The organism is Nocardia sp. NPDC056952 (genome assembly GCF_042674185.1).
GTDB lineage: Bacteria > Actinomycetota > Actinomycetes > Mycobacteriales > Mycobacteriaceae > Nocardia.
Genome location: NZ_JBHURA010000004.1, coordinates 129,757 through 153,286, shown reverse-complemented (window position 1 = coordinate 153,286; position 23,530 = coordinate 129,757). Strand labels below are relative to the sequence as shown.

The following is a 23,530-nucleotide window of genomic DNA, read 5'->3' as shown; positions in this document are numbered from 1 at the left end:
CTCAACTTGTCAGGAGTACGAAAATGGCCCACTGCCTGGTCGAGAAGCGCGACCATGTCCTCATCGTCACCATGAATCGGCCGGAGGCCCGCAACGCCCTGTCCAGCGAGATGATGGCGATCATGCTCGACGCCTGGAACCAAGTGGACAGCGATCCCGACATCCGCGTCGCGATCCTCACCGGTGCGGGCGGGGCCTTCTGCGCGGGGATGGATCTGAAGGCGATGAGCTCGTCGCATCCGGGGGACACCGCCGCCAGCGGCAGCTGGGACCCGGCCTACCTCCCCGCGCTGCTGAAGGGACGGCGACTGGCCAAGCCGCTGATCGCGGCAGTCGAGGGCCCGGCCATCGCCGGTGGCACCGAGATCCTGCAGGGCACCGACCTGCGCGTGGCGGGGGAAAGCGCCAAGTTCGGCGTCTCCGAGGCCCGGTGGGGCCTGTTCCCGCTGGGTGGTTCCGCGGTGCGGCTGGCCCGGCAGATCCCGTACACCGTGGCCGCCGATCTGCTGCTGACCGGTCGGCACATCACCGCTGCCGAGGCCAAGGACATCGGCCTGATCGGCCATGTGGTCCCCGACGGAACCGCCCTCGACAAAGCCTTGGCGCTGGCAGGCCAGATCGCCGACAACGGCCCGCTCGCCGTCCAGGCGATGCTGCGCACCCTGCGCGAAACCGAGGCCATGCCGGAGAACGAGGCGTTCCCCATCGAGGCGAAGATCGGCATCGAGGTGTTCAGATCAGCCGATGCCAAGGAAGGCCCGCGAGCCTTCGCCGAGAAGCGCAAGCCGAACTTCTCCGGCACCTGATCCGCCATAACCCCACTCCCGCCCCCGCACGGCGCGGCCCCCCATGGGGCCGCGCTCGAGCGTGCCGGCGCTCGCGTCGTCACGCCCCCGGGTAGTCCATGAAGAACGGCTCCCACTGGTGCCCATCCGGGTCGATGAACGTCCGACCGTGCATCCCGACCTGAGCCTCCTGCGCCTTCTTGTCGTCGTTCACCTCTTCGGCGGCACCCGCCGCCACAGCCGCGTCGGTGAGCGCGTCGACCTCCGCTGCGCTGCCGAGTGACAACGCGTAAGCGGCACCGATAGCAGCCCCGGTATCAGCGATCGGGCGCTTGCTGAACGTGGTGAAGAAGTCCTTGGTCAGCAGCATCAGGCAGATGTTGTCGTCGACGACGATGCAGGCCGCGTTCTGATCGGTGAAGTCCTCGTTCACCTTCCAGCCGAGCGCCTCGTAGAAGCCTTTGGAGCGGTCGAGGTCGGCGACGGGGAGGTTGATGAAGATCATCTTGTTGCTCATGGGATCAGCCTTTCGGGGCGTCGTTGCGGTCTCGAACATGTAGACGTGGCGGTCGACGCGGATTCATCGCAACCGCGCGAAGTTCGCGAAATCGCGATAGCCCGTTTTCGCCTCTGTCGGCTGTCGGACCCCTGTGGCATCGTGAAACTATGAGCGACGCCACAACCGCCACCACCGGCCCTGATCCCGCTGTACTCGCCGAATTCGAGACGCATCGGCGCGAGTTGTGCGCGTATGCCTACCGGATGCTCGGGTCCTCCTTCGAGGCCGAAGACGCGGTGCAGGAAACCTTCACCCGCGCCTGGCGCTCCTACGATTCCTTCGAGGGCCGCGCGAGTCTGCGCTCGTGGCTCTACAAGATCGCCACCAATATCTGTCTGGACATGCTCGACCGTCCCCAGAGTCGTGCCAGACCGATGGATCTCAACGGGCCGGGCCGGCCGGATTCACCGCTGCCCATGCCCCAGCCCGACTACGTGTGGATCGAGCCGATCCCGAACGCGCTGGCCTTCGGCGCCGACCCGGCCGACCATGCCTCCACCAGGGACACGCTGCGCCTGGCCTTCGTCGCGGCGTGCCAGCACCTGCCCGCCACTCAGCGCGCGATCCTGATCATGCGTGAGGTGCTGCGCTTCTCCGCGGGTGAGACCGCCGAGGCGCTGATGATGTCGCCGGCGTCGGTGAACAGTGCGCTGCAGCGGGCCAGGGCCACCATGTCGAAGGTGCAGCCGACCGTGGCCGACAGCTTCGACGAGACCGATCCGGATCAGCGCAAACTGATCGACGATTTCGTCAAGGCGTTCGAGGCCTACGACATGGACGCGCTCACCACCCTGCTCAAAGCCGATGTGGCGCTGTCGATGCCGCCGTTCGATCTCTGGATCTCGGGCCCGGAGAACGTGGCCGCGTTCATGCTCAGCACGGGCAGCGCGTGCCGCAATTCGCGGATGGTGCCGCTGGTCGGCGCCAACGGTTCGCCCGCCTTCGGCCACTACAAGCCGAGCGAGGAGCCCGGCGTCTGGGTGCCGTGGTCGATCACGGTGCTCGAACTCGAGGGCGACACCATCGCCGGCCTCAACTTCTTCCTCGACACCCAGCGCCTGTTCCCGCTCTTCGGGCTCGAGCCGGAGTGGCGCGAGCCCGTCTGAGCGGGAACGCCAATTCAGAGCAGGCGGCGCTTGTACAGCTTCCCGTTGGGATCACGGGGCAGCTCCGCACGGTATTCCACCGTGCGGGGCAGCTTGTACTTCGCGAGCTGGCTCGCGGCGAATTCGAGGATGTCGGTGGTGAGTTCGTCGCTGCCCTCGGTGCCGGGCACCGGTTGCACGAACGCCTTCACCTGCTGACCCCAATCCGGGTCGGGCACACCGAGAACCGCCACATCGGCGATCTTCGGGTGGCTCATCAGCACGCCCTCGATCTCGGCCGGGTAGATGTTCACCCCACCGGACAGGATCAGATCCGAACGCCGGTCGCAGAGGAACAGGTAACCGTCGGCGTCGAAGTAGCCGATGTCGCCGACGGTGAACATCTCACCGACGCGCGACTCCTCGGTCTTCTCCTTGGCCTTGTGGTACTCGAAGCTGGATGCGCCCATCTTCATGTAGATCAGGCCCTCTTTGCCCGCGGGCAGTTCGGTGCCGTCCTGCTCGTCGAGCACCTTCACCACCGACCACGGCCACGCCTTGCCCACCGAGCCCGGCTTTTCCAGCCACTCGGCGCCGGTGATCACCGTGCCGCCGCCCTCGGTCGCGGCGTAGTACTCGGTGACGACCGGTCCCCACCACTCGAGCATGCGTCGCTTGGTGTCCGGCGGGCACGGCGCCGCACCGTGGATCATGCTGCGCAGCGAGGACATGTCGTAGCGGGCCCGCACCTCGTCGGGCAGGGCCAGCAGCCGGTTGAACTGCGTGGGCACCATGTGACTGTGGGTGACCTTGTACTTCTCGATCAGCGCGAGCATGCCCTCGGCGTCCCAGCGATCCATCAGCACGAGCTTGTGCCCCATCTGGATCGAGATCGTCGAGTTGTTCAGCACGGCCGTGTGATAGAGCGGCGAGCCGCAGATGTGCACGTGATCGTCGTAGGGACCGAGGCCGAACAGGCTGAAGTAGGCCTGGTTGGCCGCGGGAACGACATCGGGATCCGCGCCGGTCAGCGGGCGGCGAACGCCCTTGGGCCGACCGGTGGTGCCCGAGGTGTAGAGCATCGGCGCGCCGATGGACCGCTCGTCCGGACGACCGGTGTCGGCGGCGCCGAGCCAGGACACCGGCCGGAAGCCGGGGATGGTGCCCGCCGAGAAACGGGCGTCGGCGGACAGTTCGGCGAGGTCGGCGGCCTCGGCCGCGGTGTCGGCGAACCGCTCACTGGCCAGGAACGCCGACGCCTCGCTGTCGCCGAGGATGTAGGCGATCTCCGGCGCGGTGAGGTGCCAGTTCACCGCGACGATATAGAAACCGGCCTGGTAGGCGGCGAAGTACGCGGCGATCGCCTCGACCCCGTTGTGCAGCATGCTGACCACCACGTCGCCGGTGCGCAATCCGATGCCGCGTAGCCCGTTGGCGTACCGGTTGGCGAGGGTGGCCAATTCTCGATAGCTGATCTCTCTACCGTCCGGGTCGACGAGGGCGATCCGTTCGGGATCGGCCTCGGCGATATTCCACAGTCCGAGGACTTCCGTTGTCTGCTGGCTCACCCTTCGAATTTAGAACGTGTTCTACATGGTGACAAGGGGTTGGAGCCGACGCATTTGTTCGGCATCCGAGACCGAGATCAGCATCATCGTCACGCCCGCGTCCTCCCATTCCTTCAACCGGGAGCGCACATGCGCCTCGTCGCCGAAGATCGCGGTGTCGGTGATCAGCTCGTCGGGCACCGCCGCCGCGGCCTCGGCCTTGCGCCCCGCCTGGAACAGCGCGGAGATCTCGTCGACCTCGGCGGCGTAGCCCATCCGCTTGTACACCTGGGCGTGGAAATTCAGCTCGGGCGCGCCCATGCCGCCGATGTAGAGCGCGCTCACCCAGCGCATCCGCTCGATCTCGCCCGCCGGATCGTCGGTGATCACCACCTGCGCGCTCGCCGCGATCTCGAAGTCGTCGCGCGAACGGCGCGCACCCGGCCGCACGAAGCCCTCGTCGAGCCACTCGTTGTACATCCCGGCCAGTCGGGGTGCGTAGTAGATCGCGAGCCAGCCGTCGGCGATCTCAGCGGTCTGTGCGACGTTCTTCGGGCCCTCCGCACCCAGCCAGATCGGCAGATCGGCGCGCAGCGGATGCACGATCGGCTTGAGCGGCTTGCCGAGCCCGGTCGCGGCGGGGCCCGTGTAGGGCAGGCCGTAGTGCTTGCCGTCCGACGTCACCGGCGCCTCGCGGGCCAGCACCTTGCGCACGATGTCGACGTACTCGCGCGTGCGCCGCAGCGGCTGCGCGAAGGGCTGGCCGTACCAGCCCTCCACCACCTGCGGGCCGGAGACGCCGAGGCCGAGAACTGCCCGGCCGCCGCTGAGGTGATCGAGCGTGAGCGCGTGCATCGCGGCCGCCGCGGGGGTGCGGGCCGACATCTGCGCCACCGAGGTGCCCAATCGCACGCGCTCGGTGGACGAGCCCCACCAGGCCAGTGGCGTGAAGGCGTCCGAGCCCCAGGACTCGGCCGCGAACACCGCGTCGAAGCCGGTTTCCTCGGCCGCGACCACCAGCTCGCCTGCGTTGGCGGGCGGCTGCGCGCCCCAGTATCCGAGTTGCAATCCGAATTTCATGATCGGCGCCCTTTCGGCGAATCCTTGCGAGCAGAATAAGAACCTGTTCTACTCGATATCGTGACCCAGGGGAATACCGCAGTGGAAGTATTGAGTGCACCCCTGAGGGTGCGATTCGACTACACCAGGTCCGTCGGACCCATCATCGGCGCTTTTCTGACCGGACTGCGCGAACGCCGGATACTCGGCGCGCGCGGCAGCGACGGGCGAATACTCGTGCCACCGCCCGAATACGATCCACACACCAGCGCGGCGCTGGCCGAACTGGTCGAGGTCGCGGCGACCGGCACCGTCACGTCCTGGACGTGGGTGTCCGAGCCATTGCCCGGCCAGCCGTTCGACCGCCCGTTCGCCTGGGCGCTGATCCAGCTCGACGGCGCCGACACGGCGTTGCTGCATGCCCTGGATGTGACCGACCCGGGACAACTCAGCACCGGAATGCGGGTCAGTGCCCGCTGGGCCGACGAGCGAACCGGCCGCATCCAGGACATCGCCTGCTTCGAACCCGGCGAGCGCACCAGCCCCGCCGACTACTCCGAACAAACACCGATCACCATCCTGACCACGCCCGTCGACCTCGACTACAAGCACACGGCCTCTCCCCAGGAGAGCGTCTACCTGCGCGGACTGGCCGAAGGCAAGCTCATCGGCGGCCGCTCCGAAGCGGGCGGGCGGGTGTACTTCCCGCCGCGCGGCGCCAACCCGACCGACGGCAGACCCACCGACGATCTGGTCGAGCTGTCCGACAAGGGCACGGTGACCACCTTCTGCATCGTCAACGTGCCGTTCCTCGGCCAGCGGATCAAGCCGCCGTACGTGGCCGCCTATGTGCTCCTCGACGGCGCCGACATCCCGGTCCTGCACCTGATCCTCGGCTGTGCGGCCGACGAGGTGCGGATGGGCATGCAGGTCGAGGCGGTGTGGAAACCCCGCGAGGAGTGGGGCCACACGCTGGCCAATATCGACCACTTCCGGCCCACCGGGGAGCCCGACGCTCCCTACGAGTCCTACCAGCACCACCTCTAGAGAGGCGACGTTGACCACATCAGCATCCTCCGGCAGCGACGCGAGCCTGCCCGAGATCGCGGTGGTGGGCTTCGCCCACGCACCACACGTACCCGAAACCCACGGCACCACCAACGGCGTCGAGATGCTCGTTCCGTGCTTCCAGCAGCTCTACGCCGATCTCGGCATCACCAAGTCCGATATCGACTTCTGGTGCTCGGGGTCCTCCGACTTCCTTGCCGGACGCGCGTTCTCGTTCATCTCGGCGATCGATGCGATCGGCGCCGTCCCGCCGATCAACGAATCGCACGTGGAGATGGACGCCGCATGGGCCCTCTACGAAGCGTGGGTGAAGCTGCGTTCCGGACAGGCGCAGACCGCACTCGTGTACGGCTTCGGCAAGTCGTCGGCCGGCACGCTGCGCCAGGTGCTGACCATGCAGCTCGATCCCTACCTGGTCGCGCCGATGTGGCCCGACGCGGTCTCGATCGCGGGTCTGCAGGCACGTGCCGGTCTGGACTCCGGCCGGTGGACCGAGCAGGACATGGCGGCGGTCGCGGGCGGTGACCTCGGCGCACCCTATGTGGCCGACCCGCTGCGCGCCCACGACATCGCGCCGATCACCGACGGCGCGGCCGCGATCGTGCTCGCGGTCGGCGATCGCGCGCGGGAGCTCTGCGAGCGGCCCGCGTGGATCACCGGAATCGCGCACAACATCGACGCCCAGGCGCTCGGCGGTCGCGACCTGACCCGCTCGCCCTCCACCACCAAGGCGGCCGCGGTGGCGACCGGCGGCAACACCACCTTCGACGTGGCCGAGCTGCACGCGCCGTTCAGTCACCAGCAGTTGATCCTCGCGGAAGCGATCGGGTTGTCCGCGGACACCCGGATCAACCCCTCCGGCGGCGCCCTCGCCGCCAATCCGATGTTCGCCGCGGGTCTCGAACGAATCGGCAGCGCCGCCCAAGCCATCATGTCCGGCACCGCGAACCGGACCCTCGCTCATGCGACCAGCGGCCCTGCGCTGCAACAGAATCTGGTCGCCGTCATGGAGGTCAAGTGAGCTTCCCCGCAGCGGTGCTCGGCACCGGCCAAACCCATCACGTGACAAAACGTACGGACGTGTCCATGTCGGGCATGTGCCGTGAGGCCATCGATCGCGCACTCGATGACGCGGGTCTGACCATCGCCGATATCGACGCTGTCGTCGTCGGCAAGGCCCCCGACTTCTTCGAGGGCGTCATGATGCCCGAGCTGTACATGGCCGAGGCGCTCGGCGCGGCGGGCAAGCCGTTGATCCGCGTGCACACCGCGGGCTCGGTCGGCGGCTCGACCGGCGTCGTCGCCGCCAACCTGGTGCAGGGTGGGGTGCACAAGCGCGTCCTCGCCATCGCCTGGGAGAAGCAGTCGGAGTCGAATGCCATGTGGGCGTTGTCGATTCCGGTGCCGTTCACCATGCCGGTCGGCGCGGGCGCGGGCGGCTACTTCGCCCCCCACGTGCGCTCCTACATCCGTCGCTCGAACGCACCACTGCACATCGGCGCGATGGTGGCGGTGAAGGATCGACGCAACGGCGCGAAGAACCCGCTCGCACACCTGCATCAGCCCGACATCACCCTCGAGTCGGTACTGGCATCCCAAATGCTCTGGGATCCCATCCGTTTCGACGAGACCTGCCCGTCGTCGGACGGCGCGTGCGCCGTGGTGATCGGCGATGCCGAGGCCGCCGCGGTGGTCGAAGCCGAGGGCAAGAAGGTGGCCTGGGTACACGGCACCGCGATGCGCACCGAGCCGACCACCTTCTCCGGCCGCGACCAGGTGAATCCGCAGGCGGGCCGGGACGCGGCCACGGCCCTGTGGAAGTCGGCCGGGATCACCGACCCCTTGGAAGAGATCGACGTCGCCGAGATCTACGTGCCGTTCTCCTGGTTCGAGCCGATGTGGCTCGAGAATCTCGGCTTCGCGGCCGAGGGCGACGGCTGGAAGCTCACCGACAAGGGTGAGACGGAGATCGGCGGGCGCATTCCGGTGAACCCGTCGGGCGGCGTCCTCTCGTCCAACCCGATCGGCGCCTCCGGCCTGATCCGGTTCGCCGAAGCGGCCAAGCAGGTGATGGGCCGCGCGGGCGCGTACCAGGTGCCGAACGCGCGCAAGGCCCTCGGCCATGCGTACGGCGGTGGCTCCCAGTACTTCTCGATGTGGGTCGTGGGAAGCGAGCGTCCGGCATGAAATTCACCCTCGGTGTCGCACTGAGCCCCTTGGATCAGCTCACCGAGCTGGCCAAGACGGCCGAAGAATGCGGGTTCACCTCCATCGGCCTGCCCGATTCGCTGTTCTACATGAAGTCGCAGGCCGCCGACTACCCGTACACCCCCGACGGCAGTCGCTTCTGGGGCCCGGAGACTCCGTGGGTGGATCCGCTGATCGCCGCCGCGTCCATGGCCGCGGTCACCACGAACCTGCGCTTCTACACCAATGTTCTCAAGCTCGGCTCGCGCAATCCGCTGCTGCTGGCCCGACAGGTCGGCTCGATCGCCAACCTGTCGGGCAACCGGTTCGGGTTCGGCATCGGGATCGGCTGGGCGCCTGAGGAATTCGAATGGTGCGGTGTCCCATACGCGCGCCGCGGCGCCAGAGTCGACGAGATGATCGAGGTCATCCGGCTCGTCCTCGACGGCGGCATGGTCGAATTCCACGGCGAGTTCTTCGATTTCGATCAGCTGCAGATGAGCCCCGCGCCGAGCGAGCGGGTGCCGTTCTACATCGGCGGGCACACCGGCCCGGCGCTGCGCCGGGCCGCCCGCATCGGTGACGGCTGGACCTCGGCGATGATGAAGTTCGACGACCTGGTCACCACCATCGGCACGCTGCGCGACCTGCGTGCCGAGTACGGCCGGTCCGGGGAGCCCTTCGAGATCCAGTCCGTCTGCATCGACAAGTTCGGCCGCGACGGCTATCAGGACCTGGCCGACGCGGGCGTCACCGACAACATCGTGGTGCCGTGGCTGGCCGACGGCATCGGGTTCGACGGCGAGCTGGCGGCCAAGCAGGACTCGCTGCGCAAGTTCGCCGAGAAGTACATCGCCGACCCCATCATCGCGAAGGTGCAGCCATGACCACCATCGAACGCACCGCCCGTGCCGCGGGCCTGGCATCCCAGGCCGCGGTCAGAGCGAAGGACCGGGCGGCCTGGGTCGCCCTGTTCGCCGAGGACGGCATCGTCGAAGATCCCGTCGGTCCTTCGGGTTTCGACCCCGAGGGTGTCGGCCACCGCGGCCACGAGGCCATCGGCGCTTTCTGGGACAAGGCCATCGCCCTCACCGAATCCATCGAATTCCGCTTCGAGGACTCTTTCGCCTGCGGGAACGAAATCGCCTTCACCGGCCTGATCCGCACCACCATGGCCGGCCACGTCATCGACGCCGAGGGTGTGTTCACCTACAAGGTCGACGCCGAGGGAAAGATCGCCGCTTTGCGCGCTTTCTGGGAAGTGGACCGCGCGGTAGCGACCACGCGTCCCGTCGCATAGCGGCAAACGCGAGAACAGCCCGGGACCTTTCGGTCTCGGGCTGTTCTCGTTGTCAGCGACTCAGTGCGCGACGGGGCAACCGGTGGACTTGTAATCGACCGGCAGCTCCTTGATCCCATTGAGCCAACCCGAACGCAGACGTTTCGGATCACCGATCTGCGTGATATCGGGCAGATGATCAGCAATCGCGTTGAAGATCAGATCGACCTCGAGCCGAGCCAGGTTCGCGCCGACGCAGAAATGGGCGCCGGTGCCGCCGAAGGCCAGGTGCTGGTTGTCGGTGCGGGTGATGTCGAACTTCTCCGGGTTCTCGAAAACCTCTTCGTCGAAGTTTGCCGAGCGGTACAGCATGACCAGGCGCTGGCCCTTCTTGATCTGCACGCCGCCGAGTTCGGTGTCCTCGAGCGCGGTGCGCTGGAAGGAGGTCACCGGGGTCGCCCAGCGGATGATCTCGTCCGCCGCGGTGGCGGGGCGCTCCTTCTTGAACAACTCCCACTGGTCGGGGTTCTCCATGAAGGCGATCATGCCGTGCGTGATGGCGTTGCGGGTCGTCTCGTTGCCCGCGACGGCCAGGACGATCACGAAGAAGCCGAATTCCTCCGGCGTGAGGTGCTCGCCGTCGACGTCGGCCTCGATCAGCGTGGTCACCAGATCGTCGGCCGGACAGGCCTTCCTGGCCTCGGCCATCTGGTAGGCGTAGCCGAGGATCTCCATCGACGCGGCGACCGGATCGGCAGTGCTGTCCGGATCGTCGTAGCTGGTCATGTCGTTGGACCAGTCGAAGACCTTCATCCGGTCCTCCTGCGGCACACCGATCAGTTCGGCGATCGCCTGCAGCGGCAGCTCACACGCCACCTGGGTGACGAAGTCACCGCTGCCGGACTCGGCCGCCCGCTTCACGATGCCTTCGGCACGGGCCGAGAGTTCGGCGCGCAGGCCGTTGATCGCGCGCGGGGTGAAGCCCTTGGCGATCAGCTTGCGCAGCTTGGTGTGCTCGGGGGCGTCCTTGTTCAACAGGACGAAGCGCTGTAGTTCGATCTGCTCGCGCTGGATGTCATCGTTGAAGCGCGGGATCGCGGTGTTCTCGAAAGTGGAGAACACATCGCTGCGGCGCGACACCTCTTTGACGTCGGCGTGCTTGCTCACCACCCAGAAGCCGTCGTCATGGAACCCGCCCACCTCGGGCGACTGCGGGTTCCACCAGATCGGGGCCGTACGACGCAGTTCGGCAAACTCCTCGGCCGGAATCCGCTCGGCGTAGATGGCCGGGTCGGTAACGTCGAACCCGTCCGGCAGGTTCGGCCGGGCACCCGTCACAGGGCCGGCGTGTTCGGTGCTCGGATCTACCACCAGATGTCTCCTTCGACAAACTGAAACACGTTCTATAATCATTCAAGCATAGCGGTCGCCGCGACGGAAGAACCTCGCGGTTTTACCCTGAGCTCAAGATCAGAACCTGTTGCAGTTATAAGGGAGAATCACATGGGCACACCCGTGATCGTCGAGGCCGTGCGGACCCCCATCGGCAAACGTCGAGGGCAACTTTCGGGACTGCACGCCGCCGAATTGCTCGGCCTGGCCCAGCGCGGACTACTCGACCGGGCGGGCCTCGACCCGGCCGAGGTCGAGCAGGTGATCGGCGGCTGCGTCACCCAGGCGGGCGAGCAATCCAACAACGTCACCCGCGTCGCCTGGCTGCACGCGGGCCTGCCGTGGCAGACCGGCGCGACCACGATCGACGCCCAGTGCGGCTCGGCCCAGCAGGCCAACCACCTCATCGCGGGCCTCATCGCCACCGGCGCGATCGACGTCGGCGTCGCGTGCGGCGTCGAAGCGATGAGCCGGGTGCCGCTCGGCGCCAATGTCGGCACCGAGGCGGGACCGCGACGGCCCGCGTCGTGGTCGATCGATCTGCCCGACCAGTTCGGCGCCGCCGAGCGCATCGCCCGCAGGCGCGGGATCACCCGGTCCGATATCGACGAATTCGGTTTGCGCTCCCAGCAATTGGCGGCCAAGGCGTGGGCCGAGGGCCGCTACGACCGCGAGGTGCTTCCGGTCTCGGCGCCGGTACTCGACAGCGAGGGCGCGGCCACCGGCGAAAAGGTGGAGGTCGCCCGCGATCAGGGTCTGCGCGCGACCACCCGCGAAGGGCTGGCGGCACTGAAACCGGTCGTGGCCGACGGCATCCACACCGCGGGCACCTCGTCGCAGATCTCCGACGGCGCCGCCGCCGTGCTGCTGATGGACGAAACCGTCGCGCGCCGAAAGGGTTTGCGTCCGCGCGCCCGGATTCACACCCAGGTACTCGTCGGCGCCGAACCGGAGTTCCATCTGGACGGCCCGGTGCAGGCGTGCACCCGACTGCTCGAGCGCTCCGGAATGACGATTGGCGATATCGATCTATTCGAGATCAACGAAGCATTCGCGTCGGTCGCACTTTCGTGGGCTGCCGTACATCAACCTGACATGGAACGGGTAAATGTCAACGGCGGCGCGATCGCAATCGGGCATCCTGTGGGCTCTACCGGCTCCCGATTGATCACGACCGCGTTACACGAACTCGAACGCACAGGTCAGGGCACTGCCATGGTGCTCATGTGCGCCGGCGGCGCACTCGCGACGGGCACCATCATCGAGCGCCTGTAGACTGGCCCTTACCGAAACCGGGCGCCCAGGTTGAACATTCATCCCAGGGCGCCCGGAACGTGTCGTACGCCACAAAGTCACGGGGGGCAGGGGGATCATGAGATGTCAGCTATCTTAGGGCTATCATGGGGGCATGGTGGAAGAACCCTGCGACGGGCACGAACCCGGGGACCCCGGCGCTCCACAAGAGTCGTTGGCGCGACCCGCAAACGCGACCGCCGCCGCCCCTGCACGCAGGTAAGCGTCGGAAATCGTAGAGAAATCCCCAATCAGGCGTAGGTTTTCAGTTACTGAGCCGCTAATATCAATGATACGTATCCGAGATAACGACTGTTAGTACAGTGAAGGGAATTGGGCGGCTCACAATGGCTGATTTCGCGGCGCGGCTGAACAAGCTGTTCGAAACCGTGCATCCCCCGGGGCGCAAGCCGCACACCAACGCAGAGGTTGCGGCTGCGCTGACTGCCTCCGGGCATCCGATCTCGAAGCCGTATCTCTCGCAGTTGCGGTCGGGACAACGAACGAATCCGTCCGACGAGACGGTGGCCGCCCTGGCGAAGTTCTTCAAGGTCAAGCCTGACTACTTCTTCAACGATATCTACGCGGCCAAGATCGATCACGACCTGGAGCTGCTCGCGCAGCTGCAGGGTTATGGACTTCGTCGACTGTCGAGTAGGGCATTCGACCTGTCCGAAGAATCACAGAATCTGCTCACCTCGATGGCGGAGAAGCTACGGGCCAGCGAAGGCTTGCCCGAAATTCCTCCGGACGGAACAGAATAGGATCCACGCAGCGGCCGGCCTGACGCACCTGATGGTGTCCTGGGTACGGCCGTAAATACGTCGGATACGCAGACAACGGGCCTGAGACGGTGGAAACACCAGCTCAGGCCCGTTTTCTGCGTTCGGGCTAGGTCGAGGAAGCGGCGTTCTGCGGTGCCGTCTTCGCGTCGGCGACCGCGTACTCGTACTGATTCGACAGCGCCAGCACCCAGCCGCGGGGGCTGATGCCGGGCGGCGGTGCGATCCACCGAGCGTCGACGAACAAGTCCCCCAACGGATTTCGCGCCCACTCGGCCACCACCGCGGCCCGCTGCGGCACCGAACTCGGCGGCTCACCGGCCGCCGGGATCACGATGCCGCTGCCGGAGAGCAGATACAGCGCGTCCATCACCTGTGCCATGTGATCGGAAGCCTTGAGCTGTGCCGAGGTGGCGTTCTGTTCGGGCGCGACCACCTCGGGGAACCGGCCGACCATCAACTGGTGCAGCGGACGGATCTTGCGCAGCAGGAGCTTGGCCCGCCACCACAGCTCGATCACGATCGACACGGCACCGAGCGCGATCAGCAGCGCCGCGATCTCCCACGCGGCCCAGCCCCACAGCGGTTCGTTGGGCGGCGTCGGCGCGGCATTCTGGAACGCGCGACCCACATTGGCGACGGCGAGCACCGCGACCAGCGCCGTACCGGTGATGTAGATGGCGATGCCACGCCCGAGGATCGTCCAGTCCAGGTTGCGCAGGCCGGTGGTCACGATGAACACCGCGCCCAGCGCGACCATGATCCAGCCGAAGGTGAACGACCACGCCAGGGTGATCGCGATCGCCACCGCGCCGATGCCGTACACGACCATCGCGACCTGGCGCAGGTTGCGTCGCGAGACCACCGGCCACGCGGCCGAGGCCACCACCGAGGTGGCCGTGGTGAACAGGATCCAGGCGGAGATCACGAGACCGGTGGACAGCCAGCCGCTGTGCACACCGCCCTTCATCAGATTGTCGATGGCAACAGCCATCTCGGGAATGGCGACGGTGACCGCGAGTGCCACAGCGGCGACCGCGACGACGATGGCCACGCGGGCGGTCGTCGCGGGCTTCACCAGCACGCGACCCACTCGCGCACCCGCGGCAACCCAGACCAGCAGGGCTGTCAACCAGAGTGTCATCCGAGTGCCTCATCGAATCGAAGGACCGAGACGCCTGCGCCCCGGTTGCTGAATACGCGCAGGCGCGTCATGAGCATGGCCGCGAAGGTCTCGGCTTCCCATTCGGCGAGATCGTCGGCGCCGTCGTCGACGATCTGCGCGTGGGCGCGCTGACTGAGCATGTAGGCGATCAGATCGTCGCTGACCTCGAGGGTCGTCTCCACCGCGGGCGCGCCCTCGTGGTCGAAGACGATGTGGCCGAGTTCGTGGGCGAGGGTGTGATCGCGACTCGGGAGAGCGTCGGCGAGCACGATGATGTCGCGTTCGGGGTAGAACCGGCGCTGACCGCACACGCCGGGGCCGAGGTTCGCGCTGGTGATCTCGATTTCACGTTTCCGCTCCAGCGAGATGGCATGGACCACTTCGTCGAGGCTGGTGGCGTCGGAGTCGGCGGCCACCGCGCACACCGCGTCGACGGCGGCGGCGACGCGGCGATAGGACCGGGAGGTGCTCTGGGTCTTGCTCTTACTCATCGAAGATCCCCTCACGACCTCGGTCCGAAGAACTCGGCACGCGCCGCGTTCACCCGCGCTTGGGCTGCCGCGGCACCTTGGAAACTCACTGCGCCCGAACCGGTTCCGGCCAGGGTGAGCGCTATCAGGCCGCCGATCACCGACAGGAGTTCGGGTTCGGGCAGGCCGCTGTTGTCACTGGTCGGCTTGAACTCGTGGTTCGGCTTGGCCGCCGGTGCCGGTGCCGCCACGGCGGGTGGCGCGGCGGGAGCCGGAGCCTCGGCCGCCGGTGGCGCGGCGGCCGGAACAGGCACTGCCACAGCGATATTCGGGACACCAGGGACCGCGGGAGTGGGTGGGATCGCGATCGACGGAAGCGCCGGTACAGCCGGGACCGAAGGGATCGGGATCAGCAACAACAGCAGGGGCGAGGCCGAACCGACCGCCGCCGAACCGACCGCGGCGGACCCGACAGCGGCCGAGCCCGCACCCGCGGAACCTACCGCGGCGGAACCGGCAGCAGCGGAACCCACTGCGGCAGAACCTGTTCCGAGGACAGCCGTGCCCGCACCGAGCGCCGCCGAACCGGTACCCGCGGCGGCCGAGCCGACTGCGGCCGAGCCGGTACCGAGTACCGCCGCGGCACCGGCCGAACCCGTGCCGAGAACGGCGGCGGCACCGGCCGAACCGGTGCCGAGAACTGCGGCCGCGCCTGCCGAACCGGTACCGAGGATGGCGGCCGCGCCCGCGGAACCGGTACCGAGAACCACCCCGAGGCCCGCCGAACCGGTACCGAGCAGCACTCCGAGGCCCGCGGAACCGGTACCGAGAACCACGCCCGCGGCGGCCGAACCCGCGGCGGCAGAACCCGCGCCAGCGGCGGCTGATCCGGAGAGCGGGCCCGCGACTTCTTTCTTGGGGACGTCTGCGCTGGACTGGCCGGGGATGGTGAGCGGGGTCCATTCGCCTTCGTCGGCGACCGGGGCGCCCGACTGTGGGCCGACCGGGTCGGCTCCGGGAGCGGGGTTGGTCGCCTGGCCATTGCCCTGACCGGGCAGGCTGAGCTCATCGGGCTTGGGAGTCGGGGTGCTCTGACCGCCGTTGCCACCGCTGCCGTTGCCCTGTCCGGAGCTTCCGCTACCGGGTGCCTGCGCGGCAGGCGTCGGCGGCTTTTCCGGGGCGGCCATGGCGACCGCGGGCCCTAACAGCGCACAGCCGGCCAGCACACTCGCAGCGGCAAACACGCGCAACATGCGACCAATGGCCATGCGCTAGATCATCCCCTTAGTTATTCAGCGCAGAATTACCCCCGGTCGCGACACATTCCGGGATCGACGAACAGTAGCCCATAGTAAACCCACGGTCCCGGGACCGCAGAAGAGAGCAAGAGTCGTCCAGCCCCCTGGACGTGTGTGACATGCCATAAGTGCAGGCCGGGGACTTTTCCCCGGCCGCACGCCTCAAAGTTTGCTATGCGCCGTAAACAGGCTCCGGCGGGGTGCTCTTCTCGATCAGTTCCTTGACGACCGGACCCAGTTCGGCGGGGTTCCAGCGAGCGCCGCGATCGACCGGGGTGCCGTGCATCCAGCCCTGCGCCAGCGCCACCTTTCCGCCCTCTACCTCGAACATCCGGCCGGTCACCCCGGCGGATTCGGTGCTGCCGAGCCACACCACCAGCGGCGAGATGTTCTCCGGCGCCATCGCGTCGAAGCCCGCGTCGGGGGCGGCCATGGTGTCGGCGAAGACCGTCTCGGTCATCCGGGTGCGGGCGGCGGGAGCGATGGCGTTCACGGTCACGCCGTAGCGCCCGAACTCGGCCGACGCGGTCAGTGTGAGACCCGCGATACCCGCCTTGGCGGCGCCGTAATTGCCCTGGCCGACGCTGCCCTGCAGACCGGCGCCGGAGCTGGTGTTGATCACGCGGGCATCCACCGGGCGACCCGCCTTCGACTCGCCCCGCCAGTACTCGGCCGCGTGCCGCATGGTGGCGAAGTGGCCCTTGAGGTGCACGCGGACGACAGCGTCCCACTCGTCCTCGCCGAGGTTCACCAGCATGCGGTCGCGCACGAAGCCCGCGTTGTTGACCAGCACGTCGAGGCCGCCGAAGGTGTCGACAGCCTGACGGATCAGGCGGCGGGCGCCTTCCCAATCGGCGACGTCGTCGTAGTTGGCGACGGCCTCACCACCGGCCGCGACGATCTCGTCGACGACCTGCTGGGCGGGGGTTTCCGTGGTCGCGGCACCGTCGAGCGCGGTGCCGACATCGTTGACCACCACGCGGGCGCCCGCTGCGGCGAAGGCCAGGGCGTGGGCGCGGCCTATTCCGCGGCCTGCGCCGGTGACGATTACGGTGCGGCCTGCGCAGATCACCTGGTCAGTCATGTGTAGCTCCTGTGTTTGTCGGCGGCTGGCGCCGCGGGATTTTCGGCCCTGAGGGCCTCACATCCGAAGGGCGATACTGCGCCTTCGGCGTTCCGTCTCGCCCTTCGGATGCGGGGCGGCCGAAAATCGTGGTGGTTGGGTTGGGTGGGTGGCGTTGGTTGCGGCAGGTAGGGAATGTTCAGTCGCTGGACGGGATGACTACTGCGGGTTCGCATCGGCGGCTAGTTGTTGGCGTTGGCGGCGTCGAGGAAGGCGGGGCGTTCGCCGCCGCCGTGGACTAGCAGGGCGGCGCCGCTGATGTGGGCGGCCAGGGGGGAGGCCAGGAACAGCGCCGCGTTGCCGACGTCGGCGGGGTTGGCGAGGCGGCCGAGGGGGACGGTCTTCGCGACGGCGGCGACTCCGTCGGCGTCGCCGTAGTGCAGGTGGCTGAGTTCGGTTTCCACCGGGCCGACCACTACCGAGTTGAGCCGGACCTTCGGGGCCCATTCGACGGCCAGCGAGGAGACCAGGTTGTCCAGGCCCGCCTTGGCCGCGCCGTAGGCGGCGGTGCCGGGCGAGGGCCGGTGGCCGCTGACGCTGGTGATCATCACGATCGAGCCGCCCGCGTCCTGGTCCTGCATCAACGCGTTCGCCTGCTGCGAGATCAGCAGCGGCGCGAGGAGGTTCAACTCCACGATCTTGGCGTGGAATTTAGGGCTCGCGGCGTCGGCCATCGCGAACGGCGCGCCACCCGCGTTGTTCACCACATGGTCGATCCGGCCGTGCCTGGCGACGATCTCGGCGAACATGGCCGGCACCGCGTCGGCATCGCGCACATCGCAGGTGAGGTGTTCGGTGCCGCGGTCCCCCACCGTGATCGGCTCGTCTGCCGGTCTGCGTGCGCAGGTCAGCACCGTCGCGCCCGCGGCGAGGAAGGCCCGGCTGATTCCGGCGCCGACACCTCGGACGCCACCCGTCACCAGAACGATCTGCTCGGAAAGGTCGATTTCTACAGCCACCGTGTTAACCTACCAAGCAATTGCTTGCTTTGTCTCGGGTTCGCCGGGGCGCGCACGAGGAGACATCGCGATGGGGATAAACCGTCACACCGAAGCCGACGGGGTAGAGGTCGTCACAGTCGACTACCCGCCGGTCAACGCCCTGCCCTCGGACGGCTGGTTCGCACTGGCCGACGCCGTCCGGGCAGCGGGCCGCAACCAGGAGACCCGGGTGGTCGTGCTGCGCGCGGAAGGCCGCGGGTTCAACGCGGGCGTCGACATCAAGGAGATGAACGCCGACGTCGGCCATACCGCGCTGATCCGCGCCAACCACGGCTGTTTCGACGCCTTCGCCGCGGTCTACGACTGCGAGGTGCCCGTGGTCACTGCCGTGAACGGCTTCTGCCTCGGCGGCGGCATCGGCCTGGTCGGTAACTCCGACGTCATCGTCGCCTCCGACGACGCCACCTTCGGTCTGCCCGAGGTGGACCGTGGCGCGCTCGGCGCCGCCACGCACCTGTCCCGGCTGGTCCCCCAGCACCTGATGCGCACCATGTTCTACACCGCGGGCAAGCTCACCGCCCAGCAGCTGCACCACTTCGGCTCGGTGTACAAGGTGGTGCCGCGCGCCGAACTCGACGCCGCCGCGATGGATGTCGCGAAGAACATCGCGAACAAGGACGGCCGCGTGATCCGCGCCGCCAAACGCGCGCTCAACGGCATCGACGTGCAGGACGTGCACCGTTCCTACCGCTACGAACAGGGCTTCACGATGGAGCTCAACCTCGCCGGTGTCGCCGACGAGATCAGGGCGCGCTTCGACGACGATCTCGCCGCGCAGAAGAAGGAGAGCTGAAAGCCATGCGCGACAAGAGAATGACCCTCGACGAGGTGGTCGGCGAGCTGCGCAGCGGCATGACCATCGGCATCGGCGGCTGGGGTTCACGGCGCAAGCCGATGGCGCTGGTGCGCGCACTGCTGCGCTCCGATGTCACCGACCTGACCGTGATCACCTACGGCGGTCCCGACCTGGGTCTGCTGTGTTCGGCGGGCAAGGTCCGCAAGGCGTACTACGGGTTCGTCTCGCTGGATTCGGCGCCGTTCTACGACCCGTGGTTCGCGAAGGCGCGCACCGAGGGCGCGATCACCGTGCGCGAGATGGACGAGGGAATGGTGAAGTGCGGGCTGCAAGCGGCCGCCGCACGACTGCCCTTCCTGCCGATCCGGGCCGGGCTCGGATCGGCGGTGCTCGACTTCTGGGAGGGCGAGCTGAAGACCGTCGCGTCGCCGTATCCCGCCGCCGACGGTCGCGTCGAGACACTGGTCGCGATGCCCGCGCTGAACCTCGACGCGTCGTTCGTCCACCTGGATCTGGCCGACAAGCACGGCAACGCCGCCTACACGGGCGTCGATCCGTACTTCGACGATCTGTACTGCCTGGCGGCGGAGCGTCGCTACGTCTCGGTGGATCGCATCGTCGAAACCGAGGAACTGGTGAAAGCCGTTCCGCAACAGGCGATCATCCTCAACCGCATGCTGGTCGACGGTGTGGTCGAGTCGCCCGGCGGCGCGCACTTCACCTTCTCCGGCAGCTACGGGCGCGATGAGAAGTTTCAGAAGCACTATGTGGCGGCCGCTAAGACGCCGGAGTCGTGGGCCGAGTTCAAGGCTCGCTACCTGGATGTCTCCGAAGAGGAATACCAGTCCGCCGTAGCCGCGTTCGCTGAGGAGCAGAAATGATGACAGCATCGCAAAGCGATTCCGTGGGGGGCGGCGGTCGGGTGACGGGCGGGCCTATTACTCGTGCTGAGGTCTGCGTCGTCGCCGCCGCGGAAATCTTCCGCGGGGCCGGTGAGATCATGGCCAGCCCGATGTCGACGGTCACCACCATCGGCGCCCGGCTGGCCCGGCTCACCTTCGAACCCGACCTGCTGCTCTCCGACGGTGAGGCGCTGTTCTTCGCCGAGGTACCGGCGATCGGCGCGAAAGCTCCTGTCGAGGGCTGGATTCCGTTCTCCCGGGTGTTCGACGTGGTCGCTTCCGGCCGTCGCCATGTGGTGATGGGCGCGAATCAGCTCGACCGGTTCGGCAACCAGAACCTGTCGGCTTTCGGTCCGCTGCAGCAGCCCACGCGCCAGATGTTCGGTGTGCGTGGCGCTCCCGGCAACACGATCAACCACGCGACGAGCTACTTCGTGCCCCGGCACAACAATCGGGTGTTCGTCGAGAACGTCGACATCATCTCCGGAATCGGTTACGACCGAATCGATCCCGAGAACCCGGCGTACCGCTTCCACCACCTGCACCGGGTGGTGACCAATCTGGGCGTGTTCGACTTCGACGGCCCCGATCACACCCTGCGCGCGCTGTCACTACACCCCGGCGTGAGCCCGGAAGAGGTCGCTGAGAACACCTCGTTCGAGATCGCCGAGCTGGGTTCGGCGGGCGAGACCAGGCTGCCGACCGAGGAAGAGCTGCGGATCATCCGAACCGTGCTCGATCCCAAGGGTTTCCGGGAGAAGGAAGTAGCGGCGTGAGCGGTCAGCGGCCGGAGGCGGCAGCGGAGCGTAACCACGCAGGCCGCCCGAGCACGCCGAGAGGAGACAGCATGAGCGCGCGCTTGCGGACTCCGCTGACCGAACTGGTCGGCATCGAGCACCCGGTCGTGCAGACCGGCATGGGCTGGGTCGCCGGCCCGCGACTGGTCGCGGCCACCGCCAACGCGGGCGGCCTCGGCATTCTCGCCTCGGCGACGATGACGTTCGAGGAGCTCGAAGCGGCGGTCGCCAAGACCAAGTCGCTCACCGACAAGCCCTTCGGGGTGAACATCCGCGCCGATGCCACCGACGCGGGCGAGCGCATCGAGCTGCTCATCCGCGAGCGGGTACGTGTCGCGTCCTTCGCGCTCGCGCCGAAAAAAGAACTCATCGCCCGGCTCAAAGACGCCGGTGTCGTGGTGGTTCCGTCGATCGGTGCCGCCAAGCACGCGGTGAAGGTGGCGTCCTGGGGCGCCGACGCGGTGATCGTGCAGGGCGGTGAGGGCGGTGGGCACACCGGCCCGGTCGCCACCACGCTGCTGCTGCCGTCGGTGCTCGACGCGGTCGATATCCCGGTGATCGCGGCGGGTGGCTTCTTCGACGGACGCGGCCTGGCCGCCGCGCTGTCCTACGGAGCGGCCGGTGTCGCGATGGGCACCCGGTTCCTGCTCACCCAGGAGAGCACCGTTCCCGAGGCCGTGAAGCAGGAGTACCTGGCGCGCGGCCTCCAGGACACGGTGGTGTCGGTGAAGGTCGACGGCATGCCGCATCGGATGCTGAACACCGAACTGGTGACCAAGCTCGAGCACTCCGGCGGCTGGCGCGGTCTGTCGGCGGCGGTGTCGAACGCGGCCAAGTTCAAGAGCATGACCGGCATGAAATGGTCCACGCTGATGCGTGACGGTCTGGCCATGCGAAAGACCAAGGACCTCAGCTGGTCTCAGGTCGTGATGGCGGCGAACTCGGCGATGCTGACCAAGGCCGGTCTCGTCGAGGGTCGCACCGACGCGGGCGTGCTGCCCGCGGGCCAGGTCACCGGCATCATCGACAGCCTGCCGACGGTGGCCGAGCTGATCGACGGGATCGTCGCCGACGCTGTCGCCCGGATCGAGGCGATCTCGGCGCTCACCATCGAGTCCGCCGCCGAGGCCCGCTGACCCGGAGTCACACCCGGCTCCCCACGAACTCGCCCCGATCGACGGCCCTGAGCCAACCGTCGGTCCCACGGGGCGATCGAGCACCGGACCCGATGCCGCACTCACGAGGTGCGCATCGGGTCCGGTGCATTTTCGGTTCGCAGCGTCTCGTGGTCGCGACACGCGCTCGAAGCCGCTACCGAGGATGCGCGGTCGCCTAAAATTTGCCGGACATCGACATCGCAGTAGGAGGTCGCGTGTACGGCGAGTTCCAACGGCAGGTCCAGGGCTTGCCGACACCGGTATGCGCGATGATTGCGGCACTCGTCGCCACTGCTCCGGTCCGCGTCCGCCCCATCGCCAGCACCGATCCGGAGGAGTAGCGCGATGACAGCCTCGGAACAGACCGCGACCAAGAAGATGCCGTTGCTGACCTTGTCGGCGATGGTGGTCGGCTCCATGGTCGGCGCCGGCGTCTTCTCGCTACCGCGCAACTTCGGCCAGGCCACCGGCGGATTCGGCGCGATCATCGCCTGGACGATCGCCGGCACCGGAATGCTGATGCTGGCGTTCGTCTTCCAGACGCTGGCCGTGCGCAAACCAGACCTCGACGCCGGTGTCTACGCCTACGCGAAGGCCGGCTTCGGTGAGTACCTCGGTTTCTTCTCCGCGTTCGGGTACTGGGCCAGCGCCTGTGTCGGCAACGTCAGCTACTGGGTGCTGATCAAGTCCACCCTCGGGCAGGTGCTGCCCATCTTCGGTGAGGGCAACACCGTTCCCGCGGTGCTGCTGTCGACGGTGTGCATCTGGGCGTTCCATTTCATGGTGCTGCGCGGGATCCAGGAAGCCGCCACCATCAACCAGATCGTCACAGTGGCGAAGCTGGTGCCGATCCTGGTGTTCATCGTGGTGCTGCTGTTCTACTTCGACCCCGGTGTCTTCGCGGACAACTTCTGGGGCGGCGACGCGTATTCCGAATCGCTGGTCGAACAGGTGCGTTCGACCATGCTGGTGACGGTCTTCGTGTTCCTCGGCATCGAGGGTGCGAGCGTGTACTCCAGGTACGCGCGCAAGCGCGAGGACATCGGCCGCGCCACCGTGCTCGGATTCCTCAGCGTGCTGGCCATTTTCGCGTCGGTGACCATGGTGTCGTTCGGCATCATGCCGCGCGACGAACTCGCCGTGGCACAGCAGCCGTCGATGTCGCCGGTCTTCGAATCCGCCGTCGGTACCTGGGGTGCCTGGTTCATCAGTATCGGACTGATCATCTCGGTCCTCGGCGCCTACCTGGCCTGGACACTGATGGCCGCGGAGGTGCTGTTCGTGGCGGCGAAAGACCGGGACATGCCGTCGTTCCTGGCTCGGGTCAACGCCGCGAATGTGCCGGTGGTCGCGCTGATCTTCACCACCGTGCTGATCCAGATCGTGCTGGTCACCACGCTGTTCTCCGACGACGCGTTCACCTTCACGCTCAAGCTGTGCAGTTCGCTGTCGCTGGTGCCCTACCTGCTGGCCGCGGCCTACGCGCTCAAACTCGCCTACACCAGGGAGACCTACGAGCGGATCCAGCCGGGCGACCGCACCAAGGAGCTCGTCATCGCCTTCGTCGCCACCTTCTACACCGCGTTCATGCTCGTCGCGGCCGGGCTCGAATTCCTGCTGCTGTCGTGCATCATCTACGCGCCCGGCACCATCCTGTTCGCCCTGACCCGTCGCGAGGCGGGCAAGCGGATCTTCTCGCTCTGGGAGGCGGTCCTGTTCGGTGCCGTCGCCCTCGGCGCCGTTGTCGGCATCGTCGGCCTGGCGACCGGAGCCATCTCGATCTGA

The 23,530-nt window shown here is 67.4% G+C and carries 23 protein-coding genes; 14 read left to right on the top strand and 9 right to left on the bottom strand.

Annotated features, from left to right (window positions below; genetic code table 11):
- Positions 1–23: 23 nt before the first annotated feature.
- A complete protein-coding gene (locus ACFTS5_RS16810) occupies positions 24–806 on the top strand; it encodes a crotonase/enoyl-CoA hydratase family protein (protein WP_378631678.1) in 783 nt (260 codons plus the stop codon).
- A gap of 79 nt (positions 807–885) precedes the next feature.
- Here ACFTS5_RS16810 and ACFTS5_RS16805 read toward each other — a convergent pair whose 3' ends face one another.
- Positions 886–1,302: a VOC family protein gene (locus ACFTS5_RS16805; protein WP_378631677.1), complete on the bottom strand. Its 417-nt coding sequence runs from the start codon at positions 1,300–1,302 to the stop codon at positions 886–888.
- A gap of 149 nt (positions 1,303–1,451) precedes the next feature.
- Here ACFTS5_RS16805 and ACFTS5_RS16800 point away from each other — a divergent pair, with 149 nt between their 5' ends.
- Complete coding sequence (locus ACFTS5_RS16800; RefSeq protein WP_378631675.1) at positions 1,452–2,450, top strand: sigma-70 family RNA polymerase sigma factor; 999 nt, start codon at positions 1,452–1,454, stop codon at positions 2,448–2,450.
- Positions 2,451–2,464: 14 nt separating this feature from the next.
- Here ACFTS5_RS16800 and ACFTS5_RS16795 read toward each other — a convergent pair whose 3' ends face one another.
- Together ACFTS5_RS16795 and ACFTS5_RS16790 are read right to left on the bottom strand one after the other, a co-directional pair.
- Entirely contained in the window at positions 2,465–3,997 is a 1,533-nt protein-coding gene (locus ACFTS5_RS16795) for an acyl-CoA synthetase (RefSeq protein WP_378631673.1), read from the bottom strand.
- 21 nt (positions 3,998–4,018) lie between these two features.
- The gene (locus ACFTS5_RS16790) at positions 4,019–5,056 is read right to left on the bottom strand and encodes an LLM class F420-dependent oxidoreductase (RefSeq protein ID WP_378631672.1); all 1,038 of its coding nucleotides are present in this window, start codon (positions 5,054–5,056) and stop codon (positions 4,019–4,021) included.
- 60 nt (positions 5,057–5,116) lie between these two features.
- On the opposite strand from ACFTS5_RS16790, the gene ACFTS5_RS16785 reads away from it, so the two are divergent.
- The 5 genes from ACFTS5_RS16785 to ACFTS5_RS16765 are packed head-to-tail and all read left to right on the top strand — an operon-like array spanning position 5,117 to position 9,590.
- Positions 5,117–6,082, top strand: a complete 966-nt coding sequence (locus ACFTS5_RS16785) for a Zn-ribbon domain-containing OB-fold protein (protein WP_378631670.1) — start codon at positions 5,117–5,119, stop codon at positions 6,080–6,082.
- Positions 6,083–6,128: 46 nt separating this feature from the next.
- On the top strand, positions 6,129–7,124 hold the full coding sequence (locus ACFTS5_RS16780) for a thiolase domain-containing protein (protein ID WP_378632448.1): 996 nt from the start codon (positions 6,129–6,131) through the stop codon (positions 7,122–7,124).
- Entirely contained in the window at positions 7,121–8,290 is a 1,170-nt protein-coding gene (locus ACFTS5_RS16775; RefSeq protein WP_378631669.1) for a thiolase domain-containing protein, read from the top strand. The genes ACFTS5_RS16780 and ACFTS5_RS16775 overlap by 4 nt, the downstream gene beginning before the upstream one ends.
- Positions 8,287–9,177, top strand: coding sequence for a TIGR03619 family F420-dependent LLM class oxidoreductase (locus ACFTS5_RS16770; RefSeq protein WP_378631667.1), 891 nt, complete (start codon positions 8,287–8,289; stop codon positions 9,175–9,177). The genes ACFTS5_RS16775 and ACFTS5_RS16770 overlap by 4 nt, the downstream gene beginning before the upstream one ends.
- Positions 9,174–9,590, top strand: a complete 417-nt coding sequence (locus ACFTS5_RS16765; protein WP_378631666.1) for a nuclear transport factor 2 family protein — start codon at positions 9,174–9,176, stop codon at positions 9,588–9,590. Before ACFTS5_RS16770 ends, ACFTS5_RS16765 begins: the two co-directional genes overlap by 4 nt.
- A gap of 60 nt (positions 9,591–9,650) precedes the next feature.
- Here ACFTS5_RS16765 and ACFTS5_RS16760 read toward each other — a convergent pair whose 3' ends face one another.
- Positions 9,651–10,940 carry a cytochrome P450 gene (locus tag ACFTS5_RS16760; RefSeq protein WP_378631664.1) on the bottom strand — a complete coding sequence of 430 codons (1,290 nt, stop codon included), beginning with the start codon at positions 10,938–10,940 and terminating at the stop codon, positions 9,651–9,653.
- A 132-nt stretch (positions 10,941–11,072) separates the two neighbouring features.
- On the opposite strand from ACFTS5_RS16760, the gene ACFTS5_RS16755 reads away from it, so the two are divergent.
- Positions 11,073–12,236: a steroid 3-ketoacyl-CoA thiolase gene (locus ACFTS5_RS16755; RefSeq protein ID WP_378631662.1), complete on the top strand. Its 1,164-nt coding sequence runs from the start codon at positions 11,073–11,075 to the stop codon at positions 12,234–12,236.
- A 365-nt stretch (positions 12,237–12,601) separates the two neighbouring features.
- The gene (locus ACFTS5_RS16750) at positions 12,602–13,018 is read left to right on the top strand and encodes a helix-turn-helix domain-containing protein (RefSeq protein ID WP_019044759.1); all 417 of its coding nucleotides are present in this window, start codon (positions 12,602–12,604) and stop codon (positions 13,016–13,018) included.
- 127 nt (positions 13,019–13,145) lie between these two features.
- Here ACFTS5_RS16750 and ACFTS5_RS16745 read toward each other — a convergent pair whose 3' ends face one another.
- From ACFTS5_RS16745 to ACFTS5_RS16725, 5 genes are all read right to left on the bottom strand, one after another.
- Complete coding sequence (locus tag ACFTS5_RS16745) at positions 13,146–14,180, bottom strand: hypothetical protein (RefSeq protein ID WP_378631661.1); 1,035 nt, start codon at positions 14,178–14,180, stop codon at positions 13,146–13,148.
- Entirely contained in the window at positions 14,177–14,692 is a 516-nt protein-coding gene (locus ACFTS5_RS16740; protein WP_378631659.1) for an ImmA/IrrE family metallo-endopeptidase, read from the bottom strand. The genes ACFTS5_RS16745 and ACFTS5_RS16740 overlap by 4 nt, the downstream gene beginning before the upstream one ends.
- 11 nt (positions 14,693–14,703) lie before the next feature.
- Positions 14,704–15,939 (bottom strand): hypothetical protein, encoded by a 1,236-nt coding sequence (locus ACFTS5_RS16735; protein ID WP_378631658.1) that lies wholly within the window; start codon positions 15,937–15,939, stop codon positions 14,704–14,706.
- Positions 15,940–16,141: 202 nt separating this feature from the next.
- Positions 16,142–17,053: an SDR family oxidoreductase gene (locus ACFTS5_RS16730; protein WP_378631656.1), complete on the bottom strand. Its 912-nt coding sequence runs from the start codon at positions 17,051–17,053 to the stop codon at positions 16,142–16,144.
- A gap of 221 nt (positions 17,054–17,274) precedes the next feature.
- Complete coding sequence (locus ACFTS5_RS16725; RefSeq protein WP_378631655.1) at positions 17,275–18,051, bottom strand: SDR family oxidoreductase; 777 nt, start codon at positions 18,049–18,051, stop codon at positions 17,275–17,277.
- 70 nt (positions 18,052–18,121) lie between these two features.
- Between ACFTS5_RS16725 and ACFTS5_RS16720 the strand changes: the two genes are divergently transcribed.
- The 5 genes from ACFTS5_RS16720 to ACFTS5_RS16700 all read left to right on the top strand — a co-directional run bounded on the left by ACFTS5_RS16720 (position 18,122) and on the right by ACFTS5_RS16700 (position 23,530).
- Positions 18,122–18,886, top strand: coding sequence for an enoyl-CoA hydratase family protein (locus ACFTS5_RS16720; RefSeq protein WP_056818882.1), 765 nt, complete (start codon positions 18,122–18,124; stop codon positions 18,884–18,886).
- A complete protein-coding gene (locus ACFTS5_RS16715; RefSeq protein WP_378632446.1) occupies positions 18,883–19,770 on the top strand; it encodes a CoA transferase subunit A in 888 nt (295 codons plus the stop codon). Before ACFTS5_RS16720 ends, ACFTS5_RS16715 begins: the two co-directional genes overlap by 4 nt.
- Positions 19,770–20,567: a CoA-transferase subunit beta gene (locus tag ACFTS5_RS16710; protein ID WP_378631653.1), complete on the top strand. Its 798-nt coding sequence runs from the start codon at positions 19,770–19,772 to the stop codon at positions 20,565–20,567. Before ACFTS5_RS16715 ends, ACFTS5_RS16710 begins: the two co-directional genes overlap by 1 nt.
- Before the next feature lie 71 nt (positions 20,568–20,638).
- Positions 20,639–21,724, top strand: a complete 1,086-nt coding sequence (locus tag ACFTS5_RS16705) for an NAD(P)H-dependent flavin oxidoreductase (RefSeq protein ID WP_378631652.1) — start codon at positions 20,639–20,641, stop codon at positions 21,722–21,724.
- A gap of 366 nt (positions 21,725–22,090) precedes the next feature.
- The gene (locus tag ACFTS5_RS16700; RefSeq protein ID WP_378631650.1) at positions 22,091–23,530 is read left to right on the top strand and encodes a basic amino acid/polyamine antiporter; all 1,440 of its coding nucleotides are present in this window, start codon (positions 22,091–22,093) and stop codon (positions 23,528–23,530) included.